The sequence below is a fragment of the Geodermatophilus sabuli genome, assembly GCF_900215145.1.
Classification (GTDB): Bacteria; Actinomycetota; Actinomycetes; order Mycobacteriales; family Geodermatophilaceae; genus Geodermatophilus; species Geodermatophilus sabuli.
Map to the genome: position 1 here is coordinate 140,798 of NZ_OBDO01000003.1, position 20,924 is coordinate 161,721.

Here is a 20,924-nt window from a genome sequence, read left to right on the forward strand (position 1 = left end):
AGGCCCACCGATGGGTGCCCACGTCCGCTCCGGCGCGCTCGAGATCTGGACCGAGCAGGTGGGGCAGGGCCCCGACGTGCTGCTGATCGGTGGGCTCGGCGACACCGTCGAGTCCTGGCAGTTCCAGCTGGACGGGCTGGCCGACCGGTACCGGCTGACCGCGTTCGACAACCGGGGCGCGGGGCGCACGGCGATGCCGGCCGGTCCGGTGACGGTGGCGGCGATGGCCGACGACGCCGCCGCGGTGCTGGACGCGCACGGCATCGCGTCGGCGCACGTGGCCGGCTTCTCCGGCGGCAGCATCATCGGCCAGGAGCTGGCGGCGCGGCACCCGGACCGGGTGCGCAGCCTGGTCCTGCAGAGCACCTGGGTGGTGCCCGACCCCTACCTCCGTGCGTGGGGACGGTTCATCGAGTGGCTGATCGACGCCGCGCCGGACGAGCGGACGTTCCTCGAGCACTTCTTCCTGAGCATCTACACGCCCAGGGCGCACAACGACGGCACCGTCGCCGCCATCATCGACGAGGTCGTCGACTTCCCCCACAAGCAGTCGTCGGACGACCTGCACCGCTTCCTGAGCGCCTTCTGGGCCCATGACGGAACCGGCTCACTGCCGACGATCACCGCGCCCACGCTCGTACTGGCCGGCGGCATCGACCCGACGGCGCGCCCGGAACTCGGTCGCGCGGTCGCCGACGCCATCCCGGGCGCGCGCTTCGAGGTCTGGGAGACCGAGTCGCACCAGCCGTTCCAGGAGGTGCCGGACCGGTGGAACGCCCGCGTGGCCGCGTTCTGGGACGAGGTCGAGGCCGGCTCCGGGACCCCGGCCCCGCGCACGGCCGCGGACCACGCCGCGGACAGCGCCCACCCGTCGCCGGACCGGCCGCAGACGCGGTCGGGCTGAGCCGGGCGGGCGACGTCACCCCCCGTTCCGCGGCGGGCCCTTCACGGCGAGGACCGGACAGTCGACGTCGAGCAGGATCCGCTGGGCGGCGCTGCCCATGAGCAGCTTCCCGACCGCCGAGCGCCGGCGCAGCCCGATCACCAGCAGGTCCGCGTCGGTCTCCGCGACGGCGGCGGCCAGCTCCTCGGCCACGTCGCGGCCCACCGGCTGGCGGAGCTCGAAGGGCACGCCGGACACCGTCAGGTCCGCCTCCAGCTGCCGCAGCGGGGGGCCCTGGAGGTACTCCTCGTCGACCAGCGCGTCACCGCGCGAGCTGTTGACCACGACCAGCCGCGCGCCCCGCCGCTGTGCCTCGGCGACCGCGTGCTCGAGCGCCGCCTGACCCCGGGGGTTGGGGACGACGCCGACGACCACGACCCCGCTCACGAGCCCTCCCCTCCCTCGCGGTTGGCCGCCGCGGTCTCGTGGTGGCGCAGCTCGCCCGTCTCCTGGAGCTCCTCCGGCGTCGACCGGCGCCCGCGGACGACGCGCAACACGATCGGCACGACGAGGGCGAGGAACGACAGCAGCAGCACGATCCGGCTGAACCAGGTGTCGACCAGGACGCTGAGGTCGCCGCCGCTGATGGCCAGCGCCCGCCGGAGGTTGGTCTCGGCGATCGGCCCGAGGATCAGGCCGATGATCGCCGGCGCCACGGGCCAGCCGTAGCGCCGCATGACGAACCCGAGCCCGCCGAGCAGCAGCAACAGCACCAGGTCGAGCGGGTCGGCGTTCACCGCGTAGCACCCGAGCGAGGCGAACAGCAGGATGCCCGCGTACAGGTAGGGCCGCGGGATGCGCAGCAGCTTCACCCACACGCCGGCCAGTGGCAGGTTCAGCACCAGCAGCATCGTGTTGCCGATGAACAGGGCCGCGATCAACGTCCAGACCAGTGTCGACTCGGTGGTCAGCAGGGTCGGGCCCGGCTGGATGCCGTAGCCCTGGAACGCGGCCAGCAGGATCGCCGCGGTGGCCGACGTCGGCAGCCCGAGCGTCAGCAGCGGGACCAGCACGCCGGCCGCCGCGGCGTTGTTCGCCGCCTCCGGGCCGGCCACCCCCTCGATGGCGCCCTTGCCGAACTCCTCGGGGTGCTTCGTGAGCCGCCGCTCGGAGGCGTAGGAGAGGAAGGTCGGGATCTCGGCACCGCCGGCCGGCAGCGCCCCGAACGGGAACCCGAGCGCGGTGCCACGCAGCCACGGCGCCCAGGAGCGGCGCAGGTCCGAGCGGGTCATGTAGGGGCCGGACGCGTCCATCACCTGCACGGGCCCGTGCCGCAGTCGGGAGGCGACGTACAGCGCCTCCCCGACGGCGAAGAGGGCCACTGCCACGACGACGACATCGATGCCGTCGGACAGCTGCGGGACGCCGACGGTGAACCGCTCCTGACCGGTGAGCACGTCGGTGCCGACCAGCCCGAGGTAGAGCCCCAAGCCCAGGGAGGCCAGGCCGCGCAGCGGGGACGCACCCAGCACCGTGGCCACCGCGACGAAGGCGAACACGGCCAGCGCGAAGTAGTCCGCCGCGGTGATCCCGATGGCGAGGTCCACCACGGTGGGCGCGACCAGCGCGAGCAGCAGGGTGCCGATCGTCCCGGCCACGAAGGACCCGATGGCCGCGGTCGCCAGGGCCGCGGCCCCGCGGCCGGCCTTGGCCATCTTGTTGCCCTCGAGCGCCGTCATGATCGAGCTGGCCTCGCCGGGGGTGTTGAGCAGGATCGACGTCGTCGACCCGCCGTACATGCCGCCGTAGTAGATGCCGGCGAACATGATGAACGCGCTGGTCGGCTCGAGGACGTAGGTGACCGGCAGCAGCAGCGCCACGGTCATGGCCGGGCCGATGCCGGGGAGGACGCCGACCGCCGTCCCCAGCAGCACCCCGATGAACGCGAACAGCAGGTTGATCGGGGTGAGGGCGTCGGCGAAGCCGGCGGCGAGATCGGTGAGGGCGTCCATCTAGAACCAGCTCGTCGCCAGCTCGAGGAACGTCCCGCCGGGCAGCGCCACGTTGAGCGCCTTGACGAACACGATCCAGACGACGACCGAGGTGATCCCCCCGGCGAGCAGCGGCCGGACGATGCCACGGGCCCCGAGGGCCCAGGCGATCGTGCCGAACATCAGGGTGACCGCCAGCGGCCAGCCGATCACGTTGATGAGGAGGGCGTGGGCGAGGAAGGCTGCGGCGATGATGCCGACCGCGCGCCAGTCGGTGCCGGCCGTGAGGTCGACGTCCTCGCTCTCGTCGGCGGGACCGCGGTCGCCGAGGAACACCCGCACGCCGAGGGCCACAGCGGTGACGATGATCAGGCCGCCGACGAGGTAGGGGAAGAACCGCGGCCCGACGTTGCTCGCCGACCCGGGGACGGCGATGCTGCCGGCGTCCACGACCAGGTAGACCCCGAGGACGCCGAGCAGGACGGTCAGGGCGAGCTCGCCGTTGTTGCGGCCGGCCCGCGCCGCCGCGGTCTCCGGGGGGCCGGTGGCCGGCGACCCCACGTCGCCCGGCGGGGCCGGCACGGGCTCGGGCGCGGTCACTGGATCAGGCCGATCTGTACCAGGATCTCGCGCACCCGCGCCTCCTCCGCGGCCAGGAACTCCGCGTAGTCGTCCCCGGTGAGCAGGAGGTCGTCCCAGCCGTTGTTCTCCAGCGCCTCGGCCCACTCGTCGCTGTCGTGGGTGTCGACGACCAGCGCGATGAGGTCCTCCCGCGCGCCGGCGGTCATGCCGGGGCGGGCCATGACGCCACGCCAGTTGGAGACCTCGACGTCGAAGCCCGACTCGATCAGCGTGGGGACGTCGGGCACCTGGTCGCTGCGCTCGGCGGTGGAGACCGCCAGCCCCTTGAGGTCTCCGGAGGCCACCTGGGGCCCGTAGTCGGCGGTGCCGGAGATGCCGGCCGTCACCTGGCCCCCGAGCATCGCCGACAGCGACTCGCCGCCACCGGAGTACGGGATGTAGTTGACCTGGGCCGGGTCGATGCCGGCGGCCTGGGCGAGCAGGCCGGCGAGGATCTGGTCGGTGCCGCCGGCGGAGCCACCGGCGATCGGCGTGGCGGCCGGGTCGGCCGCCCAGACCTCCACGAAGCCGGCGATGTCGTCGAAGGGCGCGTCGGGCGGGGCGGCGATCAGCTCCGTCTCACCGATGAGCCGGGCGATGGGGGTGACGTCGGTGAGCCGGGTGGAGGAGTCGTTGGTGTCGACGGCGCCCACCATGACCAGGCCCATCATCATCAGCAGGGCGTCGTCGTCCTCACGGCCGAGCTGGCCCAGGCCGATCACCCCGCCGGCGCCCTCGACGTTGAACACCTGCACGTTGCGGGCCAGGCCGCTCTGCTGGATGACCCGTTGCATCACCCGCGCCGTGGTGTCCCAGCCGCCGCCGGGGCTGGCCGGCGCCATGATCCGCAGTCGGGAGAGGTCGCCGGGTTGGACCACCGTGCCGGCGCAGCCGGCCAGCCCGCCGAGGACCGGCGCGGCGACCACGCCGGCGAGGAACGACCTGCGGCTCAGCGGCATGCCGGGACCCCCTCCGGGGGCGAGGAACGAGAGGACTCACCGTAACCCCGGACCGGGCGAACGGCCTGTTCGCCCCGACGGCGCGACGGCGCGACGGCGCGACGGCGCGACGGCGCGACGGCGCGACGGCGCGACGGTCAGGCTGCCGGGCGGGACCGCCGCACCGCGGCGACCGACGCCCCGTGTGCGGCGACGGCGGGCGCGGCGCGCCGCGCGAGGCGCACGACCCGGCGGGCCAGCGCCCATGTGGAGAGGAGCGCGACCCCACCGGCGACGACGCTCAGCACCATCGGCACCGCGTCGCCGGTGGCCACGAGCACGGAGGCCACGAGGGCGCCCAGCAGCACCAGGGTGGAGCGGATCCCCGGGCCCGGGCGGTCCGTCACCGAACCGCAGCCGGAGAGGTCCGGGTCGCAGTCGGGCGTGAGCGCGCTCATCGCCGGTGGCTCGCGTGGTGCGGGACAGCGCCCATGCGCGTCTCCTCCTCGGTGGCCGCACCACGCCAGGACCATGGGAGTGATGCCGGTCACACGGACCGTACGGGAACGGCCACCCCCCGCTCAAGCGATGGGGTGGCCGTTCCGAGGTGCGGCCTGCGTCAGCTGGCCTTCTTGCGGACCCGCTTCTTCGGGGCCGACGCGGCGGCCACGGACTCCGGGTCGAGGATCCGGGCCAGGTACCGGCCGGTGTGGCTCTCCGGCACCCCGGCCACGAACTCCGGCGGCCCCTCGGCGACGACCGTGCCGCCGCGGAACCCGCCCTCGGGGCCCATGTCGATGAGCCAGTCGGCGCTCTTGATGACGTCGAGGTTGTGCTCGATGACCACCACCGAGTTGCCCTTGTCGACCAGGCCCTGGAGCACGAGCAGCAGCTTGCGGATGTCCTCGAAGTGCAGTCCGGTGGTGGGCTCGTCGAGGACGTAGATGCTGCGGCCGTTGGACCGCTTCTGCAGCTCGCTGGCCAGCTTGACCCGCTGGGCCTCACCGCCGGAGAGGGTGGTCGCCGGCTGGCCGAGCCGGACGTAGCCCAGCCCCACCTCGGTGAGGGTGCGCAGGTAGCGGGCGATCGCCGGGATGGCCGCGAAGAAGTCGGCGGCCTCCTCGATCGGCATGTCCAGGACCTCGGCCACCGTCTTGCCCTTGTAGTGCACCTCGAGGGTCTCCCGGTTGAACCGGGCGCCCTTGCACACCTCGCAGGGGACGTACACGTCGGGCAGGAAGTTCATCTCGATCTTCAGCGTGCCGTCGCCGGAGCACGCCTCGCAGCGGCCGCCCTTGACGTTGAAGCTGAACCGGCCCGGCAGGTAGCCGCGCATCTTCGCCTCGGAGGTGCTGGCGAACAGCTTGCGGACGTGGTCCCAGACGCCGGTGTACGTCGCCGGGTTGGACCGCGGGGTGCGGCCGATCGGCGACTGGTCGACGTGCACGACCTTGTCCAGGTGCTCCAGGCCGGTGACCGTCCGGTGCCGGCCGGGCACCATGCGCGCCCGGTTCAGCTGGTTGGCCAGCGTCGTGTAGAGGATGTCGTTGACCAGGCTGGACTTGCCGGACCCCGAGACGCCGGTGACGGCCACCAGGCAGCCGAGCGGGAAGGTGACGTCGACGCCGCGCAGGTTGTGCTCGCGGGCGCCCTTGACCACCAGCTCGCGGCCCGGGGTCGGCTCGCGCCGCTTCTCCGGGACGGTGATCTCCCTGCGGCCGGACAGGTACTGCCCGGTGATCGACCGCTCGCTGTTGAGCAGGTCGTCGACGGTGCCGCTCACGACGACCTCGCCGCCGTGCTCGCCGGCGCCCGGGCCGATGTCGACGACCCAGTCGGCGACCTTGATCGTGTCCTCGTCGTGCTCGACGACGATGAGCGTGTTGCCCATGTCGCGCAGCCGGATCAACGTCTCGATGAGCCGGGTGTTGTCCCGCTGGTGCAGGCCGATCGACGGCTCGTCCAGGACGTAGAGGACGCCCACGAGCCCGGAGCCGATCTGGGTGGCCAGGCGGATGCGCTGGGCCTCACCACCGGCGAGGGTGGCCGCCGGCCGGTCGAGGGACAGGTAGTCCAGGCCGACGTCGACGAGGAAGGACAGCCGCGCCTGGATCTCCTTGAGCACGCGATCGGCGATGGCCCGCTCCCGCTCGCCCAGCTCCAGGCCGTCGAGCCACTCCGAGGCCTCGCCGATGGACAGCCCGGTGACCTCGGCGATGGAACGGCCGCTGAGCTTGACGGCGAGGATCTCCGGCTTGAGGCGCGTGCCGTGACAGACCGGACACGGCACGTCGCGCATGTAGCCCTCGTACTTGTCCCGCATGTAGTCGCTGTCGGTGTCGTCGTGCCGCCGCTCCAGGAAGGGCAGCACGCCCTCGAACGCCGCGTAGTAGCTGCGCTCGCGGCCGTAGCGGTTCTTGTAGCGGACGTGCACCTGGTCCGGCGAGCCGTGCAGGACGGCCTTCTGCACCTTCGCGGGCAGCCGCTCCCACGGGTCGTCCATGGAGAAGCCCAGCTGCTGGGACAGGCCGGTGAGCAGCCGTGAGAAGTACTCGTTGCTCATCGAGGTCGACCACGGCGCGATGGCGCCCTGCGCCAGGCTCTTCTCCGGATCGGGCACGACGAGGTCGGGGTCGACCTCCTTGCGGGTGCCGATGCCGGTGCACTCGGGGCAGGCGCCGAAGGGCGAGTTGAACGAGAACGACCGCGGCTCCAGCGCCTCGAAGGAGAGGCCGTCGTCGACGCAGGCCAGGTGCTCGGAGAAGGTCCGCTCACGGTGCGGGTCGGCCTCCGGCAGGTCGACGAAGTCGAGGACGACGAGTCCGCCGGCCAGGCCGAGGGCGGTCTCGACCGAGTCGGTGAGCCGCCGCTTGGCGCTCTCCTTGACGGTGAGCCGGTCGACGATCACCTCGATCGTGTGCTTCTCCTGCTTCTTCAGCGTCGGCGGCTCGGTGAGCTGGTGGACGACGCCGTCGACGCGGACGCGGGAGAACCCCTGCGTCTGCAGCGAGCTGAACAGGTCGACGTACTCGCCCTTCCGGGCACGGACGACGGGTGCGAGCACCTGGAAGCGGGTGCCCTCCTCCATGCCCAGCACCTGGTCCACGATCTGCTGCGGGGTCTGCCGCGAGATCGGCTTGCCGCAGTTCGGGCAGTGCGGCTGGCCGGCGCGGGCGTAGAGGAGGCGGAGGTAGTCGTAGACCTCGGTGATGGTGCCGACGGTCGACCGCGGGTTGCGGTTGGTCGACTTCTGGTCGATCGAGACGGCCGGGCTCAGGCCCTCGATGAAGTCGACGTCCGGCTTGTCCATCTGACCGAGGAACTGCCGGGCGTAGGCCGACAGCGACTCGACGTACCGGCGCTGGCCCTCCGCGAAGATCGTGTCGAAGGCGAGGCTCGACTTGCCCGAGCCGGACAGGCCCGTGAAGACGATCAGCGCGTCGCGGGGCAGGTCGAGGTGGACGTCCTTGAGGTTGTGCTCGCGGGCGCCGCGGACGACGAGGCGGTCCATGTGTTCCCTGTCGGTCGCTGGAGCGTGGAATGCGGTGTGCGCGGCGCCGGCTCTACCCGGTGCCGATGTCCCTTCGGAGACAAGCCGTCGCGCTGTGTGCCTGTTCCCCCGGCCGGGCCTCGACCCGCGTGATGCCGGTCATCCGCCCCCGCCGGCACCCGGGTGGGTCAGCCGGGTGCCGCGGGGACGGGCTCGGTGGGGTCGAAGACCGGCGCGTACCGGCGCCACGGCTGCTGGCGCTCCAGCTCTCCGGCGAGCCAGAGTAGTCGCGCCTCGGCGGCCGGGGGGCCGGCGACCTGGACCGCCAGGGGATGCCCCTCGGGACGGACCCCGGCCGGCAGCACCAGTGCGGGCAGGCCGGCGAGGTTCCAGGCCGCGGTCCACGGGGCCCACCGCGCGTTGGCCGTGACGTTGGCCAGGAAACCGCGCTCGTGCCACGGGCGGGCGGACAGCGGCGGGCCCGTCGTCACGGGGGTGAGCAGCACGTCGACGTCGTCGAAGAAGGCGGTCATCCGCTCGCGGAACCGTTCTGCGGTGGCCGGCCGGACCAGGCCGGCCGCGCGGACGACCCGCCCGATGCGGGCGTGCGTGCGGCTGCGCGGCTGCAGGTCGGCGAGGGCGATGCCGAGGTGCGCGGCGTCGTCGGCGGCGCCGGCCATCCAGCGCGCGACCGCGCCGGCCGCCGCGGCGGGCGTGACCGGCGGGTCGCGCCGGACCACGGTGTGCCCGGCGGCGGTGAGCGTGGCGACGGTCCGCTCCACGGCGGCGCGGGCCCGGGCGTCGGCGCGGACGCCTGGGAGTGGCGACCGGGTGGAGACGGCGATGCGCAGCGGGCGGCCGGGCCCGGCCGGGGGCGCCGGCTCCTCCCCCGCCATCACCGCGTGTGCGAGGGCGAGGTCGGCCACCGTCGTGGCCAGCGCCCCGTTGACCGCCATGCCCGACCAGTCGTCGGCGCCGATCCCGCCCGGCACCACCCCGCGGCCGGGTTTGAGGGTCACCAGCCCGCAGGCCGCCGCCGGCAACCGCAGGGACCCCATGCCGTCGTTGCCGTGGGCCAGCGGCACCGAGCCGGAGGCGACCGCCGCGGCACTGCCCCCGGAGCTGCCGGCCGGGGAGCGTGCGGTGTCCCAGGGGTTGCGGCTCACCGCGCCGGGACCGTCGGTGGAGGCGTAGAGGCACAGCTCGGGCGCCCGGGTGATGCCGACGACGACGGCGCCCGCCGCGCGGAGCCGGGCGACGACGGGGTGGTCGGCGCTCGCGGGGCGGACGGGGCAGGCCGGCGACCCGTCGGTGCAGGCCTCGCCGGCCACGGCGACGTTGTCCTTGACCGCGACCGGCACCCCGGCCAGCGGCAGCGAGCCGCGGCGCGGGTCGGCGTCGACGGCGGCGGCCTCGGCGAGCGCGGCGTCCCGGCGGACCACCCGGAAGGCCCCCACCCGGGCCTCGACCGCGTCGAGGTGCGCGAGGTGGGCGCGCACCACCTCGACCGCCGTCAGCTCCCCCGACCGCACGCGTGCGGCCAGCTCAGTGGCCGGGAGGCCCACGACCGTGCCGGCCCCACCATCGACCCGGGCGCCGACCGACAGACCTCCGCTAGCGTCCATGCCGGGACCGTAACCGCGGCCACCGACACTCTCGAACGGAGTCCAGGGATGAGCTCGGGGACCTACACCGGCGACGTCGAGGTGGGCGGGCCCGCCGACGTCCGGGAGCTGCCGGGGCTGACGATCAGCAAGATCGCGGTCAGCGAGATGGCCAACAACGCCTACCTGCTGCGCTGCACCGCGACCGGCGAGGCGCTGCTCGTCGACGCCGCCGCGGAGCCCGAGACGCTGCGCGCGTTCATCGGCGACGCGCCGCTGCGCACCGTCGTCACCACGCACGGGCACTGGGACCACCACCGCGCCCTCCCCCAGGTCGTCGAGGCGACCGGCGCCACCACCGTGGCCCACCCGGCCGACGCCGGCGACCTGCCCGTGCCGGTGCAGCGGCCGGTCGAGCACGGGGACACGGTGCGCGTCGGCGACCAGGTGCTCGAGGTGGTCCACCTGCGCGGTCACACGCCCGGCAGCATCGCCCTCGTCTGGCGCGGCCCCGAGGACGCCGGCACGCACGTCTTCACCGGCGACAGCCTCTTCCCCGGCGGGGTCGGCAACACCCAGCAGGACGCGCAGCGCTTCGCCAGCCTCATCGACGACGTCGAGCAGCGGCTGTTCGGCACGCTGCCCGACGACGCGTGGGTGTACCCGGGGCACGGCAAGGACACCACGATCGGCGCCGAGCGCCCGCACCTGCCGGAGTGGCGCGCCCGCGGCTGGTGAGTCAGCCGGCGGGCAGGTGCCCCAGCTGGGTCAGCACCGTCAGGTTGTCCCAGGTCACCCACCACTCGGCGATCCGGCCGTCGGCGACCCGGAGGACACCGGCGAAGTCGAACGTGGCCCGCTTCCCCGACGGGGGGAACGGCCCCAGCTGTCCTGTCTGCGTGCCCTCGTAGGTGGCCCAGACGGCGGCCCAGTCGCCGTCCACCAGGACCCGGGTGAACGTCTGGGTGTTGTCGGGGAAGGCCGCGGCGTCCTGCCGGAGGACGTCCCGGAACTGCTCCCGGTCGGCGACGGGCAGCTGCGGGGTCGCCTCGCTGCGACGGACGAAGTCGGCGGCGAGCAGCTCGTCGAGCAGGTCCAGCTGGCGCGTGTTGATCGCGTCCTCCAGCCGACGCACCAGGGTCCGGATCTCCTCGGCACGGCTGACCATCGTCGTGACCTCCCGTCGGCACCGCGGCTGCGGTCGCGGCCTGCCTAGCCGCTGCGGCGGGCAGCCACCAGACGGCGGTGCGCCGACGGCCGGTGCACCGCCGGGCGACCCGGCGAGCCCTCACCCGACCGGCGTCACTCCGTCGCCGGCCCGGCCGGTGACCGGCTGCCACCGGCCGGCTGAGGGCTACTCCTCGTCGTCCTCGAAGGCGGCGACCAGTTCGTCGGCGGTGCAGGCGACGTGCAGCGGCACGATCGACACCGTCCACCCCGGACGCCGCTCGTCGACGTCGAGCGCGAGGTCCCACGCCGCACGGGCGCTGAGCGGGCCGAAGCAGGCGTCGTCCCCGTCCTCGGCGACGGCGACCTCGACCAGCCAGGTGTCGGAGAGGTCGGCCGCCAGTTCGGCGAAGTCGGGGTCGGTGCCGTCCTCGGGCTCGGGCGAGTCGGCCGCGACGGGGTAGATGAGCGCCATGGCTCACCCTCTCAGAGTCACAGTTGGATGCCGCGCGTGAGGGCACCGTCCACGACGAGGTTCGTGCCGGTCGTGAAGCTGGAGACCGGGCTGGACAGGAAGACGACCGCCTTGGCCATCTCCTCCGGCTTCCCCATCCGGCCGGTGGGGTTCAGCGCCAGCGAGTCGGCGAAGAGCTCCGGCTGCCCCCGCTCGATGCCCTGCCAGAAGCCGCCCTCGAAGTAGGTGTTGCCGGGGGAGACGACGTTGGCCCGGACGCCGCGGCCGGCGAGCTGGAACGCCAGGCCCGAGATGTAGCCGACGATCGCGGTCTTCATCGTCCCGTACGGGCCGGAGGCGAAGTCGGACTCGCGGCCGGAGACGCTGGAGATCGCCACGATCGAGCCGCGCCGGCTGGCCTCCAGGTGCGGCAGGGCGGCGGTGACCAGCCGCACCGTGTGCATGAGGTCGACCTCGAAGGAGGCGTACCAGTTCTCCTCCCCCGGGCCGGCCGCCAGGGCGCTGACGTTGGCGACGACGGCGTCCAGGCCACCCAGCCGGCCGGCGGCGTCCTCCACCCAGGAGGTGAGCGCCGCGCCGTCACGCACGTCGAGCCGGACGCCGGTGGCGCGCCCGCCGCGCTCGGCGACGGCCTTCTCGGTCGCCTCGATCTCGGCGGTGTCGCGGGCGCAGAACTCCACGACGGCACCCTCGTAGACGAACGCGTCGACGATCGCGCGTCCGATGCCACGGGTGCCGCCGGTGACGAGCACGCGGGAGCCGGTCAGCTGCAGGTCCACGGGGTTCCTCCTGGAGGGGTCAGAGCAGGGTCGCTGCGCGGCGGCGCAGGTCGTCGTGCAGCCCGCCGTAGGCCGTGGCCCGAGGCAGGAGGGACTTGCGGGCCTTCACCACGGCGCTGTAGTTGGCGTCGACCACGTTGGCGATGGGCACCTCGCTGATCTGCGAGAGCAGCTGGTAGGCGTCCATCGGGTGCAGCCCGTAGAGCTCGCCGAACCAGCGCACCAGCTCCACCTGACCGATCCGCCAGGCGTCCTCCAGCGGCCGGCTGGAGCCGACGGTCATCCAGTGCGTGTCGTCCTCGAGGCGCGGCCACAGCGGCGCCCCGCCCTTGACGAGCTCGACGATCAGGGTGGTGGTCATCGCGCCCTCGACGGCGGTCCCGCACGCCTCGCCCTCACCCTGCCGGTAGTGCCCGTCGCCGACGGAGAACAGCGCTCCCTCGACGTTCACGCCGAGGAAGCAGGTGGCGCCCGGGCGCATCTGCGGGGTGTCCATGTTGCCGCCGAAGCGCTCGGGGACCAGCGAGCTGCGGACCTCACCGCCGGGCGGGGCCACTCCGACGGTGCCGAGCATCGGCTCGACCGGGAGGGCGATCTGCAGGTCGGTGTGCTGCGCGGCGAAGGTGACGGTGTTGGCGGCGCGGTCCAGCTCGTAGATCCAGGTGGTGTCCGGGAGGGGGTCCTGCAGTGTCGCCGTCCGGTCGGTGCTGGTGAGCCCGCCGAAGAACGGGATCGCCGCCGAGGCACCCCAGTCGCGGGCCGGCTCCATGGCCACGAAGTGCAGCGCGAGGGTGTCCCCGGGCTCGGCGCCCTCCACGTGGAAGGGGCCGGTCTGCGGGTTCACGAAGCGCAGGTCGACCTTCTCGCTGGACAGGTCGGTGGTCTTCTGCAGCGCCCCGCAGAAGGCGTCGTCGGACCACAGGCGCAGCGCCGTCCCGGGGGTCACGCGGCGCAGCGGGGCCACGCCGCCGAAGGTGAACGCGTACTGCTCGAACGTGGGCACGACCTCGACGACGTCCATGCCGCACCCTAGGAACCCGCAGCTCAGTCCGGCAACCACTCCGCCCCGGGCCGCAACCGGACCCGGTCCGGGGTCAGCTCCGCCACCGACGGGACGCCGAGCAGCTGCAGCGTGCGGGCGATCTCCGCGGCCAGGATGTCGGTGGCCCGCTGCACCCCGCGCTCGCCGCCGGCCATGAGCCCGTACAGGTAGGCCCGGCCGACGAGACAGGCCCGCGCCCCGAGGGCCACCGCCGCCACGACGTCGGCCCCGTCGAGGATGCCGCCGTCCAGGTAGACCTCCGCGCGGTCGCCGACGGCGGCGACGACCGCGGGCAGCTCGGCCAGCGGCGTGGGCGCGCGGTCCAGCTGCCGGCCGCCGTGGTTGGAGACGACGACCGCGTCGGCGCCGGCGTCCACGACCGCTCGGGCGTCGTCGGCCGTCTGCACGCCCTTGACCACCAGCGCGCCGGACCAGCGCGCCCGCAGGTCCGCGACGTCGGCGAGGGTCGCGGCCGGCTCGAAGACGCGGTCGGCGAGCTCGGCGACCGTGCCGCCCCAGGAGCGCAGCGAGGCGAACTCCAGGGGCTCGGTGGTGAGCAGGTCGACCCACCAGCGCGGGTGGACGGCGGCGTTGGCCATCGTCTTCAGGGTGAGCGCCGGCGGGATGGTGAAGCCGTTGCGCACGTCGCGCAGCCGCGGCCCGGCGACCGGGGTGTCGACGGTCAGCACCAGCGCCTCGTAGCCGGCCGCGGCCGCCCGCTCCACCAGCCCCTCGCTGGCCTCGCGGTCGCGCCACAGGTAGAGCTGGAACCACTTGCGCGCGCCGGGCGCCGCGTCGGCCAGCGCCTCGATCGTCGTCGTCCCCATGGTCGACAGCGCGTGCGGGATGCCGACCCGCTGCGCCACCCGCCCCACGGCCGGCTCGCCCTCGGTGTGCATCAGCCGGGTGAAGCCGGTCGGGGCGAAGACCAGCGGCAGCGCGGAGGGGCGGCCGAGGACGGTCGTGGACGGGTCGACGACGGAGACGTCGCGCAGCACGCTGGGGCGGAACTCCAGGCGCGCGAACGCCTCACGGGAGCGCCGCAGGCTGGTCTCGGCACCCGCGGCGCCGTCGGTGTAGTCGAAGACCGCGCGCGGCACCCGCCGCCGGGCGATCTCCCGCAGGTCGCCGACGGTCGCGGCCGCGGCCAGTCGGCGGTCGGTCGCGTCGCCCGGCAGCCGGCGCGGCCGGATCAGCTCGCGCAGCTCCGACCAGCGGGGCACCCGGCGATCGACCACGTCGTCCTCCTCCGTCTCGGTGTGTGGCCCACCCTGCCAGCCCCGCGGGACCCGTGTGACGGGAGGGACGACGCGCCCGCCGCCGTCGCGCGCTGGACGCGAACGGCGGTTAACGTCCCCGTGACCGTGACGTGCGTCACCGTCGATGCCGCACCAGAGAACAGGACGGGTCCCGATGCTCTACACCGCCTACGAGATCAACCGCCGGGCGGGCGCCCCCGTGGTCGCTGCCTCCGGGCTCACCGCCCGCGCGCTGTCGGCGCTCCCGCCCCGGCTCGGCGGTGCCCCACCGGTGCGGCACCTGAGGGCGGCCTGCGACATCGTCGCGAGATCGCGGCCCACGCACGACCGCCCCGAGTACGGCATCGACGCGGTGCTGACCGGTGGCCGCAGCGCGGCGGTCTCCGAGCACCCGGTCAGCTCCACCCCGTTCGCCACGCTGCTGCACTTCCGCAAGCCGACGGTGACCGGGCAGCCTCCGGTGCTCGTGGTGGGGCCGATGTCGGGGCACTTCACCACCCTCATCCGGCCGACCATCCGCACCCTGCTCGCCGACCACGACGTGTACGTCCTGGACTGGCACAACGCCCGGGACGTCCCGGCGTCGGAGGGGCCGTTCGGGTTGGACGAGTACATCGAGCACGTCATGGACGCGCTGCGGCTGCTCGGGCCGGGGGCGAACGTCGTGGCCGTCTGCCAGCCCGCCGTCCCGGTGCTCGCCGCCGTCGCGCTGCTCGCCGCGGCGGACGACGACGCCCAGCCCGCCACGCTCACCCTCATGGCCGGGCCGATCGACACCCGCGTGAACCCGAACCGGATCAACGAGACGGCCGGCAAGCAGCCGCTGTCGGTTTACGAGCGGCGGCTGATCACCACCGTGCCGCGGCGCTACGCCGGCGCCGGCCGGCGGGTCTACCCGGGCGTCGTCCAGCTGACGGCGTTCATGTCGATGAACCCCCGCCGCCACCTCGGCGCCCACGCGCAGCTCTACCGCGACCTGGTCACCGGCAACGCGGAGCGGGCGGCCTCGACCCGCGCCTTCTACGACGAGTACGGCGCGGTCATGGACGTCCCGGCCGAGTTCTACCTCGAGACGGTGGGCCGCATCTTCCAGGAGCACCACCTGGCCACCGGCCGGTTCACCTGGCGCGGGCAGCCGGTCGACCCGGCGGCGATCCGGCGGACGGCGCTGCTGACCGTCGAGGGCGCCCGCGACGACATCTGCTCCCCCGGCCAGACCGAGGCCGCGCACGACCTGTGCTCCGGCATCCCGGCGGCGCACAAGCGACACCACCTGCAGGAGGGCGTCGGCCACTACGGCGTCTTCAGCGGGTCCCGCTGGGAAGCCGAGGTGTACCCGGTGCTGCGCGACTTCGTCGCCGAGCACGCCGGCGAGCAGGCCGCCACCGGCTGACCCCGGGCGCCCCATCGAGGTGTGGGGAGCAGTTCCCCCGGCCTGGCGCCCAGGACGGGGAGTTGCTCCCCACACCGCAGGGAGGCTCAGCCGAGGCGGGTGGCGCGCACGGTCAGCGGCTCGCGGCCCGCACCGTCGTCGTCCGGGAGTGGCTCGGCGTCCACGACGTCGTCGGTCAGCTCGTCCAACCCCGGGCCCGGGTCGGTGCCCGCGGACAGCCAGCGGTCGCACCACCGCAGCACGTGCTCCATCCGCGCCAGCCGGTGCCGCGGGCGACCCGTCCGGCTCAGCTCGTGCCCCTCCCCGGGGAACAGCAGCAGCTCCGACGGGACGCCGCGACGCTTCAGCTCGACATAGAGCCGCTGCGCCTGCTCGACCGGGCAGCGCCAGTCCTGCTCGGCGTGCACCACCAGGGTCGGCGTGGTGATCTCCCCGGCCCGGGCCAGCGCGCTCTGCTCGGACAACCGCGCCGGATCCGTGCCCAGGTGGGCGTCGACGAGGTACCACCCGATGTCGGACGAGCCGACGAAGCCCACCGGGTCGAGAAAGGCGCGCTCCACGACCGCCGCGGCGAACCGCGGCGACCGGCCGATCAGCACCGCGGCCAGGTAGCCGCCGTAGGAGCCGCCCATGACGCCGACCCGGTGCGGGTCCAGCGCGGGGTCCTCCAGAGCGGCATCGAGGAAGGCCAGGACGTCGGCGGCGTCGACGGTCCCCCAGGCGCCGTGCAGAGCCCGCCCGTGCGCCTGCCCGTAGCCGGACGAGCCGCGCGGGTTGCACCGGACGACGGCGTACCCGGCCGACACGAGGACCTGCACCTCGTCCAGCAGGGACCAGCCGTACTGCCGGTAGGGCCCGCCGTGCAACGCCAGCACGACCGGGTGCGGGCCGGGACCGTCGGGCCCGGTGACCCAGCCGTGCACCGGGTACCCGTCGGGCGCGGCCACGGTCAGCTCGCGCATCCGGTGCAGCCGCCCGGTGGCCCCGAGGGCGCGGCCGAAACCGGTGAGCAGCCGCCGGCGTCCCGGCGTGATCGCGATCAGCTCCCCGGCCGAGCGGTCGTGCGCCACCGTCGCGACGACGACCCCGCCGCCGACGGCCACCCCTCGCACGGTGAACGGCCCGTCGACCAGGGCCTCGGCCGGCCCGCCGTCCAGCGGCACCCGCAGCAGCTCGACCGCCCCACGCCGCTGCACGCCGAGGTGGACCGCACCGCCGGCCAGCACGGTCGCCGGGGTCTCGTCGCCGCGCTCGGTGTGCTCGGGGTCGAGCACCGGCTCCACGGCGCCGCCGGCGGCCGGCACCCGGCACAGCGTGGTGCTGCGGGCGAACTCGTCGAGCCCGTCGGGGCCGAGGTCGGGGCGGGCGGTGAGCCAGATCGTGGTGCCCGGGGCGTCGTAGGCGGGCAGGGAGCAGTCGGCCCGCCCGTCGGTGACCCGCCGCAGCGTCCCGCCCCCGGCGGGCACGGCGTACACGTCCCGGACCAGGTCACGGTCGGCCCGCGGGTGCCGGGCCGACACGAACGCCAGCTCGGTGCCGTCGGGGCTCCAGGTGACGTCGGTGTCGTCGTGCGGCCCGTCGGTGACCTGGCGCGGCTGCGGCAGCGGCGTCCCGTCGTCCTCCCCGGCGGGCGGCAGGTCCAGGACGAAGACGTGGCTGCGCTGGTCGACGACGAAGCCGACGCCGTCCAGCCGGTACTTCAGCGTGCTGATCACCCGGGGCGGCTCGGCCTCGGGCGCGACGGCCGGGTCGGTGCCGTAGCGCCCCGGCTCCGGCACGCGGGCGGTGTAGGCCAGCCGGCGGGAGTCCGGCGCCCACACCGGGGCGCCGGCGCCGAGCGGGTGGTCGGTGAGCCGCCGGGGCGCTCCGCCGGCGGTCGGCAGGAGGTGGACCTGCGGGTGCCCGCCCGGGTCGGCGCCCAGGTAGGCCAGCCAGCGACCGTCCGGGGAGAACGACGGCGCGGTGTCCCGGTGACCGGCGGTCAGCGCGCGGGCCGGTGCCGACCCGTCGGTCGGGACCGCCCACAGCCGGCTCCGGTACGCGTCCTCGCCGAGGTCGAGCCGGGTGACGGCGACGACGGCGATGCGGCCGTCCGGGGAGACGGTGGGGACGCCCGGCGTGCGCAGGAGCTCGAGGTCGTTCGGGCGCATGATGCGGCCACGCGGACCCGACGGACGGCGTCCGCGGGGTCAGCCGCGGTGGCGGTCCCCCTCCGTTCCGTGGCCGTCGGCCCTGGTCGCGCGCCGCTCGGCGTCTGCCAGCGCCTCCGGCCCGTGCGACGGGATCTCGCCCGCGATCTCGGGCTCGGTCGGGGACTCCGAGGTGAACTGGCCGCGGGTCTTGATGAGGCTGGCCACCGTCGCGACGATCAACACGCCGACGATGATCGTCAGGGACAGCCAGATCGGGATCTCCGGCACCGACTCGATGTGCTCACCGCCGTTGATGAACGGCAGCTCGTTGGTGTGCAGCGCCTCCATGATCAACTTCACGCCGATGAAGGCCAGGATCACCGCCAGGCCCAGCGACAGGTACACCAGCCGCTTGAGCAGCCCGCCCAGCAGGAAGTACAGCTGCCGCAGCCCCATGAGGGCGAAGACGTTGGCCGTGAAGACGATGAAGGGCTCCTTGGTCAGCCCGAAGATCGCCGGGATGCTGTCCAGGGCGAACAGCAGGTCGGTGGTCCCCAGCGCCAGGAACACCACGATCATCGGCGTCCAGTACTTCTTGCCGTCCTGGGTGACGCGGATCTTGCTGCCGCGGAAGTCCTGGGTGATGGGCAGCACCCGGCGCATCCGCCGGATGAAGGCGTTCTCCTCGTAGTCCTCGTCCTCGCCGCGGTGCCGGACGAGGTTGATCGCCGTGTACACCAGGAAGGCACCGAAGATGTAGAAGACCCAGGTGAACCGCTCGATGACCGCGGCGCCGAGCAGGATGAAGACGCCCCGCAGGACCAGCGCGATGATGATGCCGACCATCAGGGCTTCCTGCTGCAGGTTCCGCGGCACCTGGAAGCGAGCCATGATGATCACGAAGACGAACAGGTTGTCGACCGAGAGGCTGTACTCGGTCAGCCAGCCCGCGTAGAACTCGGTCGCGAACTGGGCGTTCGTCACCGCCAGCAGCACCACGCCGAAGATCAGCGCCAGGCCGACGTAGAAGCTCACCCACAGGCTGGCCTCCTTCATGGAGGGCTCGTGCGGGCGGCGGGCGACGATGGCGAGATCGGCGAGCAGCAGGACCGTGAGCCCCACGAACGTCGCGACCTCGAACCAGACGGGGAGATCCACGGGCTACGACTCTACGGGCCCCGCTCCGGGCCCGCCGACCGCCGCTCGGCGGGCGGCGGGCCCTTCCCCGCGCGTCGCCGCCCGCCGCGCCGTCAGCCAGCGCGCCCAGGCGCCGTCAGCCCTGCGTGGATCCCACGCCGCGGCCCACCGGGTCCCCGGCGGGCCGGCGGTCCGACGCCGGCAGTTCGTCGCCGTCGGCCGCGCCGGTGACCTCCGGGCCGGCGGGGGCGGTGGAGCGCTCCACGCCGCGGTTCCCGTCGCGCCGGTTCCTGGCCAGGCTGGCCACGGTCGTGACGACCAGCGTGAGCAGGATGACCACCAGCGACAGCCAGGTCGGGATCTCCGGGATCGCGGTCACGTGCTCACCCCCGTTGATGAACGGCAGCTCGTTCTCGTGCAGGGCGTGGATCACCAGCTTGACGCCGATGAACCCGAGGATGACCGCCAGGCCGTAGGACAGGTAGACGAGCTTGTCGAGCAGGCCGTCGAGGAGGAAGAACAGCTGCCGCAGGCCCAGCAGCGCGAAGGCGTTGGCGGTGAAGACCAGGTAGGTCTCCTGGGTGAGCCCGAAGATCGCCGGGATCGAGTCGACGGCGAACAGGATGTCGGCGCTGCCGATGGCGACCAGCGCGATGGCCAGCGGGGTGATGTACCGCTTGCCGCCGATCTTCGTCGTCAACCGGTCCGAGTGGTAGTCGTCGGTGGTCGGCAGCAGCCGGCGGGTGAGGCGGAGGACGCCGTTCTCCTTGAACTCCTCCTCGTGGGTGTGCCCGCCCTTGGCCTGCAGCCAGGCGGTGTAGATCAGGAACGCACCGAAGACGTAGAAGATCCAGCTGATGTTCTCGATGGCCGCGGCCCCGACGAAGATCAGCGCCGTGCGCAGGACGAGCGCGAAGGCGATGCCGAACAGCAGCACCTTCTGCTGCAGTTCCCGGGGCACCGCGAAGCTGCTCATGATCAGCACGAAGACGAAGAGGTTGTCGACCGAGAGGCTCTTCTCGGTGACGTAGCCGGCGAAGTACTCGCCGCCGAACTGCGGACCCGCGAACCACAGGACCAGCAGGCCGAAGACGACGGCGATGCCGACGTAGACCGCCGACCAGATGGCCGACTCGCGCAGGGTGGGTGCGTGCGGGGTGCGGACGTGGCCGACGAAGTCGAACACGAGCATGCCGACGATCGCGGCGACGGTGACCGCCCACACCCAGAAGGGGACGTCCATGAACTGCATACCTCCGGTACTGGCGTACGTCAGTGACCGGAGGTCTCTCCCACCGCCGGCTCGGCCGGCGACCGGCAGGGCCGGAGGTCATGGGACCTCGTGTTGACGACTCTGCCGCGCGGGGATACTCCCCTCCACGTGCGGACCCGGCGGCGGGCAGGCGTCATCGACCGCAGACACCGTGGATCCACTGGGTGCAACGCCGGGAGACCCGCCGGAGTTCCCCGTTCCGCGAATCCGCTGCGGGCAGCGCCTCGGCCGGTGGCCCGCCCGGCCGGTCTCCCTGCAGGTCCCGCCGTGAGCGGGCGGGGCAGGGCCCCCGTCAGGCCGGCGCCGGCGGGCGCCGGCTCCTCGGCAGCGCCGCGACGGCGGCGTCGTAGGAGGCGTCGACCAGCTCGCGGATCTCGTCGTCGGGAACCGGGCCGGTCCAGTCCACCGAGTTCCAGCCGTACCGGCCCACGTAGGCACTGGTGGTGATCGCGCTGGGATACCGCGCGCGCCACTCGGCGGCCTCCGCGGCGTCCCGGCCGCACTTGACGCTGACCCCGCCGCTGTCCAGGCCGATGAAGGCGAACGCCTTCCCGCCCGCCTTGGCCACGAGCTCGGCTTCACCCCAGGGGTGTGTCTCCTCGGCCCCCGGCTTGCCCAGGCAGTGGGCGACCAGCTCCTCGAGTTGCACGGCGCTCCCTTCTGGGACGAACCGGAACGGCATCGCTCCCGGCACCCGCGCCGAGCCTGCGAGGCAGCAAGGACCCCCTACCCCATCCCTC

At 73.7% G+C, this 20,924-nt stretch carries 19 protein-coding genes; 3 read left to right on the plus strand and 16 right to left on the minus strand.

The window, feature by feature from the left end; translation table 11 throughout:
- The first annotated feature begins 10 nt into the window (after positions 1 to 10).
- Positions 11 to 904, plus strand: a complete 894-nt coding sequence (locus CRP39_RS08805) for an alpha/beta fold hydrolase (RefSeq protein ID WP_097206000.1) — start codon at positions 11 to 13, stop codon at positions 902 to 904.
- Between the two features lie 15 nt (positions 905 to 919).
- Here the strand turns inward: CRP39_RS08805 and CRP39_RS08810 are convergent, their stop codons facing one another.
- The 7 genes from CRP39_RS08810 to CRP39_RS08840 form a co-directional block, all read right to left on the minus strand.
- A complete protein-coding gene (locus CRP39_RS08810) occupies positions 920 to 1,330 on the minus strand; it encodes a universal stress protein (RefSeq protein ID WP_097206001.1) in 411 nt (136 codons plus the stop codon).
- Complete coding sequence (locus CRP39_RS08815) at positions 1,327 to 2,895, minus strand: tripartite tricarboxylate transporter permease (RefSeq protein WP_097206002.1); 1,569 nt, start codon at positions 2,893 to 2,895, stop codon at positions 1,327 to 1,329. The genes CRP39_RS08810 and CRP39_RS08815 overlap by 4 nt, the downstream gene beginning before the upstream one ends.
- Positions 2,896 to 3,474, minus strand: coding sequence for a tripartite tricarboxylate transporter TctB family protein (locus CRP39_RS08820; protein ID WP_172442352.1), 579 nt, complete (start codon positions 3,472 to 3,474; stop codon positions 2,896 to 2,898). It abuts the gene before it with no gap.
- Positions 3,471 to 4,454, minus strand: a complete 984-nt coding sequence (locus CRP39_RS08825; protein ID WP_097206004.1) for a Bug family tripartite tricarboxylate transporter substrate binding protein — start codon at positions 4,452 to 4,454, stop codon at positions 3,471 to 3,473. The genes CRP39_RS08820 and CRP39_RS08825 overlap by 4 nt, the downstream gene beginning before the upstream one ends.
- A 137-nt stretch (positions 4,455 to 4,591) precedes the next feature.
- Positions 4,592 to 4,891, minus strand: coding sequence for a hypothetical protein (locus CRP39_RS08830; RefSeq protein ID WP_097206005.1), 300 nt, complete (start codon positions 4,889 to 4,891; stop codon positions 4,592 to 4,594).
- 161 nt (positions 4,892 to 5,052) lie between these two features.
- Complete coding sequence (uvrA, locus tag CRP39_RS08835; protein WP_097206006.1) at positions 5,053 to 7,944, minus strand: excinuclease ABC subunit UvrA; 2,892 nt, start codon at positions 7,942 to 7,944, stop codon at positions 5,053 to 5,055.
- Positions 7,945 to 8,111: 167 nt separating this feature from the next.
- Positions 8,112 to 9,548, minus strand: coding sequence for an amidase (locus CRP39_RS08840; protein WP_097206007.1), 1,437 nt, complete (start codon positions 9,546 to 9,548; stop codon positions 8,112 to 8,114).
- 48 nt (positions 9,549 to 9,596) lie between these two features.
- Between CRP39_RS08840 and CRP39_RS08845 the strand changes: the two genes are divergently transcribed.
- Positions 9,597 to 10,265: an MBL fold metallo-hydrolase gene (locus tag CRP39_RS08845; protein WP_097206008.1), complete on the plus strand. Its 669-nt coding sequence runs from the start codon at positions 9,597 to 9,599 to the stop codon at positions 10,263 to 10,265.
- 1 nt (position 10,266) lies between these two features.
- Here CRP39_RS08845 and CRP39_RS08850 read toward each other — a convergent pair whose 3' ends face one another.
- From CRP39_RS08850 to CRP39_RS08870, 5 genes are all read right to left on the minus strand, one after another.
- Entirely contained in the window at positions 10,267 to 10,695 is a 429-nt protein-coding gene (locus tag CRP39_RS08850; RefSeq protein ID WP_097206009.1) for an ester cyclase, read from the minus strand.
- Positions 10,696 to 10,881: 186 nt separating this feature from the next.
- Positions 10,882 to 11,169, minus strand: a complete 288-nt coding sequence (locus CRP39_RS08855) for a hypothetical protein (protein ID WP_097206010.1) — start codon at positions 11,167 to 11,169, stop codon at positions 10,882 to 10,884.
- 17 nt (positions 11,170 to 11,186) lie between these two features.
- A complete protein-coding gene (locus CRP39_RS08860; RefSeq protein WP_097206011.1) occupies positions 11,187 to 11,948 on the minus strand; it encodes an SDR family NAD(P)-dependent oxidoreductase in 762 nt (253 codons plus the stop codon).
- A gap of 19 nt (positions 11,949 to 11,967) precedes the next feature.
- Entirely contained in the window at positions 11,968 to 12,969 is a 1,002-nt protein-coding gene (locus tag CRP39_RS08865; RefSeq protein WP_097206012.1) for an acetamidase/formamidase family protein, read from the minus strand.
- A gap of 23 nt (positions 12,970 to 12,992) precedes the next feature.
- Complete coding sequence (locus CRP39_RS08870) at positions 12,993 to 14,228, minus strand: alpha-hydroxy acid oxidase (protein WP_097206013.1); 1,236 nt, start codon at positions 14,226 to 14,228, stop codon at positions 12,993 to 12,995.
- Positions 14,229 to 14,403: 175 nt separating this feature from the next.
- Between CRP39_RS08870 and CRP39_RS08875 the strand changes: the two genes are divergently transcribed.
- Positions 14,404 to 15,642, plus strand: coding sequence for a polyhydroxyalkanoate depolymerase (locus CRP39_RS08875; protein ID WP_097206014.1), 1,239 nt, complete (start codon positions 14,404 to 14,406; stop codon positions 15,640 to 15,642).
- Between the two features lie 86 nt (positions 15,643 to 15,728).
- Here the strand turns inward: CRP39_RS08875 and CRP39_RS08880 are convergent, their stop codons facing one another.
- The 4 genes from CRP39_RS08880 to CRP39_RS08895 all read right to left on the minus strand — a co-directional run bounded on the left by CRP39_RS08880 (position 15,729) and on the right by CRP39_RS08895 (position 20,833).
- Complete coding sequence (locus CRP39_RS08880) at positions 15,729 to 17,792, minus strand: S9 family peptidase (protein ID WP_097206015.1); 2,064 nt, start codon at positions 17,790 to 17,792, stop codon at positions 15,729 to 15,731.
- A 39-nt stretch (positions 17,793 to 17,831) separates the two neighbouring features.
- On the minus strand, positions 17,832 to 18,932 hold the full coding sequence (locus CRP39_RS08885; RefSeq protein ID WP_097206016.1) for a TerC family protein: 1,101 nt from the start codon (positions 18,930 to 18,932) through the stop codon (positions 17,832 to 17,834).
- 115 nt (positions 18,933 to 19,047) lie between these two features.
- A complete protein-coding gene (locus tag CRP39_RS08890; protein ID WP_097206298.1) occupies positions 19,048 to 20,154 on the minus strand; it encodes a TerC family protein in 1,107 nt (368 codons plus the stop codon).
- Between the two features lie 322 nt (positions 20,155 to 20,476).
- Positions 20,477 to 20,833, minus strand: coding sequence for an MmcQ/YjbR family DNA-binding protein (locus CRP39_RS08895; RefSeq protein WP_097206017.1), 357 nt, complete (start codon positions 20,831 to 20,833; stop codon positions 20,477 to 20,479).
- Positions 20,834 to 20,924: the final 91 nt, after the last annotated feature.

Bases quoted from the DNA above. Each gene is read 5' to 3' on its own strand.
- CRP39_RS08805 (WP_097206000.1), top strand. From the start codon at position 11: ATGGGTGCCCACGTCCGCTCCGGCGCGCTCGAGATCTGGACCGAGCAG.
- CRP39_RS08815 (WP_097206002.1), bottom strand. From the start codon at position 2,895: ATGGACGCCCTCACCGATCTCGCCGCCGGCTTCGCCGACGCCCTCACC.
- CRP39_RS08825 (WP_097206004.1), bottom strand. From the start codon at position 4,454: ATGCCGCTGAGCCGCAGGTCGTTCCTCGCCGGCGTGGTCGCCGCGCCG.
- CRP39_RS08830 (WP_097206005.1), bottom strand. From the start codon at position 4,891: ATGAGCGCGCTCACGCCCGACTGCGACCCGGACCTCTCCGGCTGCGGT.
- uvrA (WP_097206006.1), bottom strand. From the start codon at position 7,944: ATGGACCGCCTCGTCGTCCGCGGCGCCCGCGAGCACAACCTCAAGGAC.
- CRP39_RS08840 (WP_097206007.1), bottom strand. From the start codon at position 9,548: ATGGACGCTAGCGGAGGTCTGTCGGTCGGCGCCCGGGTCGATGGTGGG.
- CRP39_RS08845 (WP_097206008.1), top strand. From the start codon at position 9,597: ATGAGCTCGGGGACCTACACCGGCGACGTCGAGGTGGGCGGGCCCGCC.
- CRP39_RS08850 (WP_097206009.1), bottom strand. From the start codon at position 10,695: ATGGTCAGCCGTGCCGAGGAGATCCGGACCCTGGTGCGTCGGCTGGAG.
- CRP39_RS08855 (WP_097206010.1), bottom strand. From the start codon at position 11,169: ATGGCGCTCATCTACCCCGTCGCGGCCGACTCGCCCGAGCCCGAGGAC.
- CRP39_RS08865 (WP_097206012.1), bottom strand. From the start codon at position 12,969: ATGGACGTCGTCGAGGTCGTGCCCACGTTCGAGCAGTACGCGTTCACC.
- CRP39_RS08875 (WP_097206014.1), top strand. From the start codon at position 14,404: ATGCTCTACACCGCCTACGAGATCAACCGCCGGGCGGGCGCCCCCGTG.
- CRP39_RS08880 (WP_097206015.1), bottom strand. From the start codon at position 17,792: ATGCGCCCGAACGACCTCGAGCTCCTGCGCACGCCGGGCGTCCCCACC.
- CRP39_RS08890 (WP_097206298.1), bottom strand. From the start codon at position 20,154: ATGGACGTCCCCTTCTGGGTGTGGGCGGTCACCGTCGCCGCGATCGTC.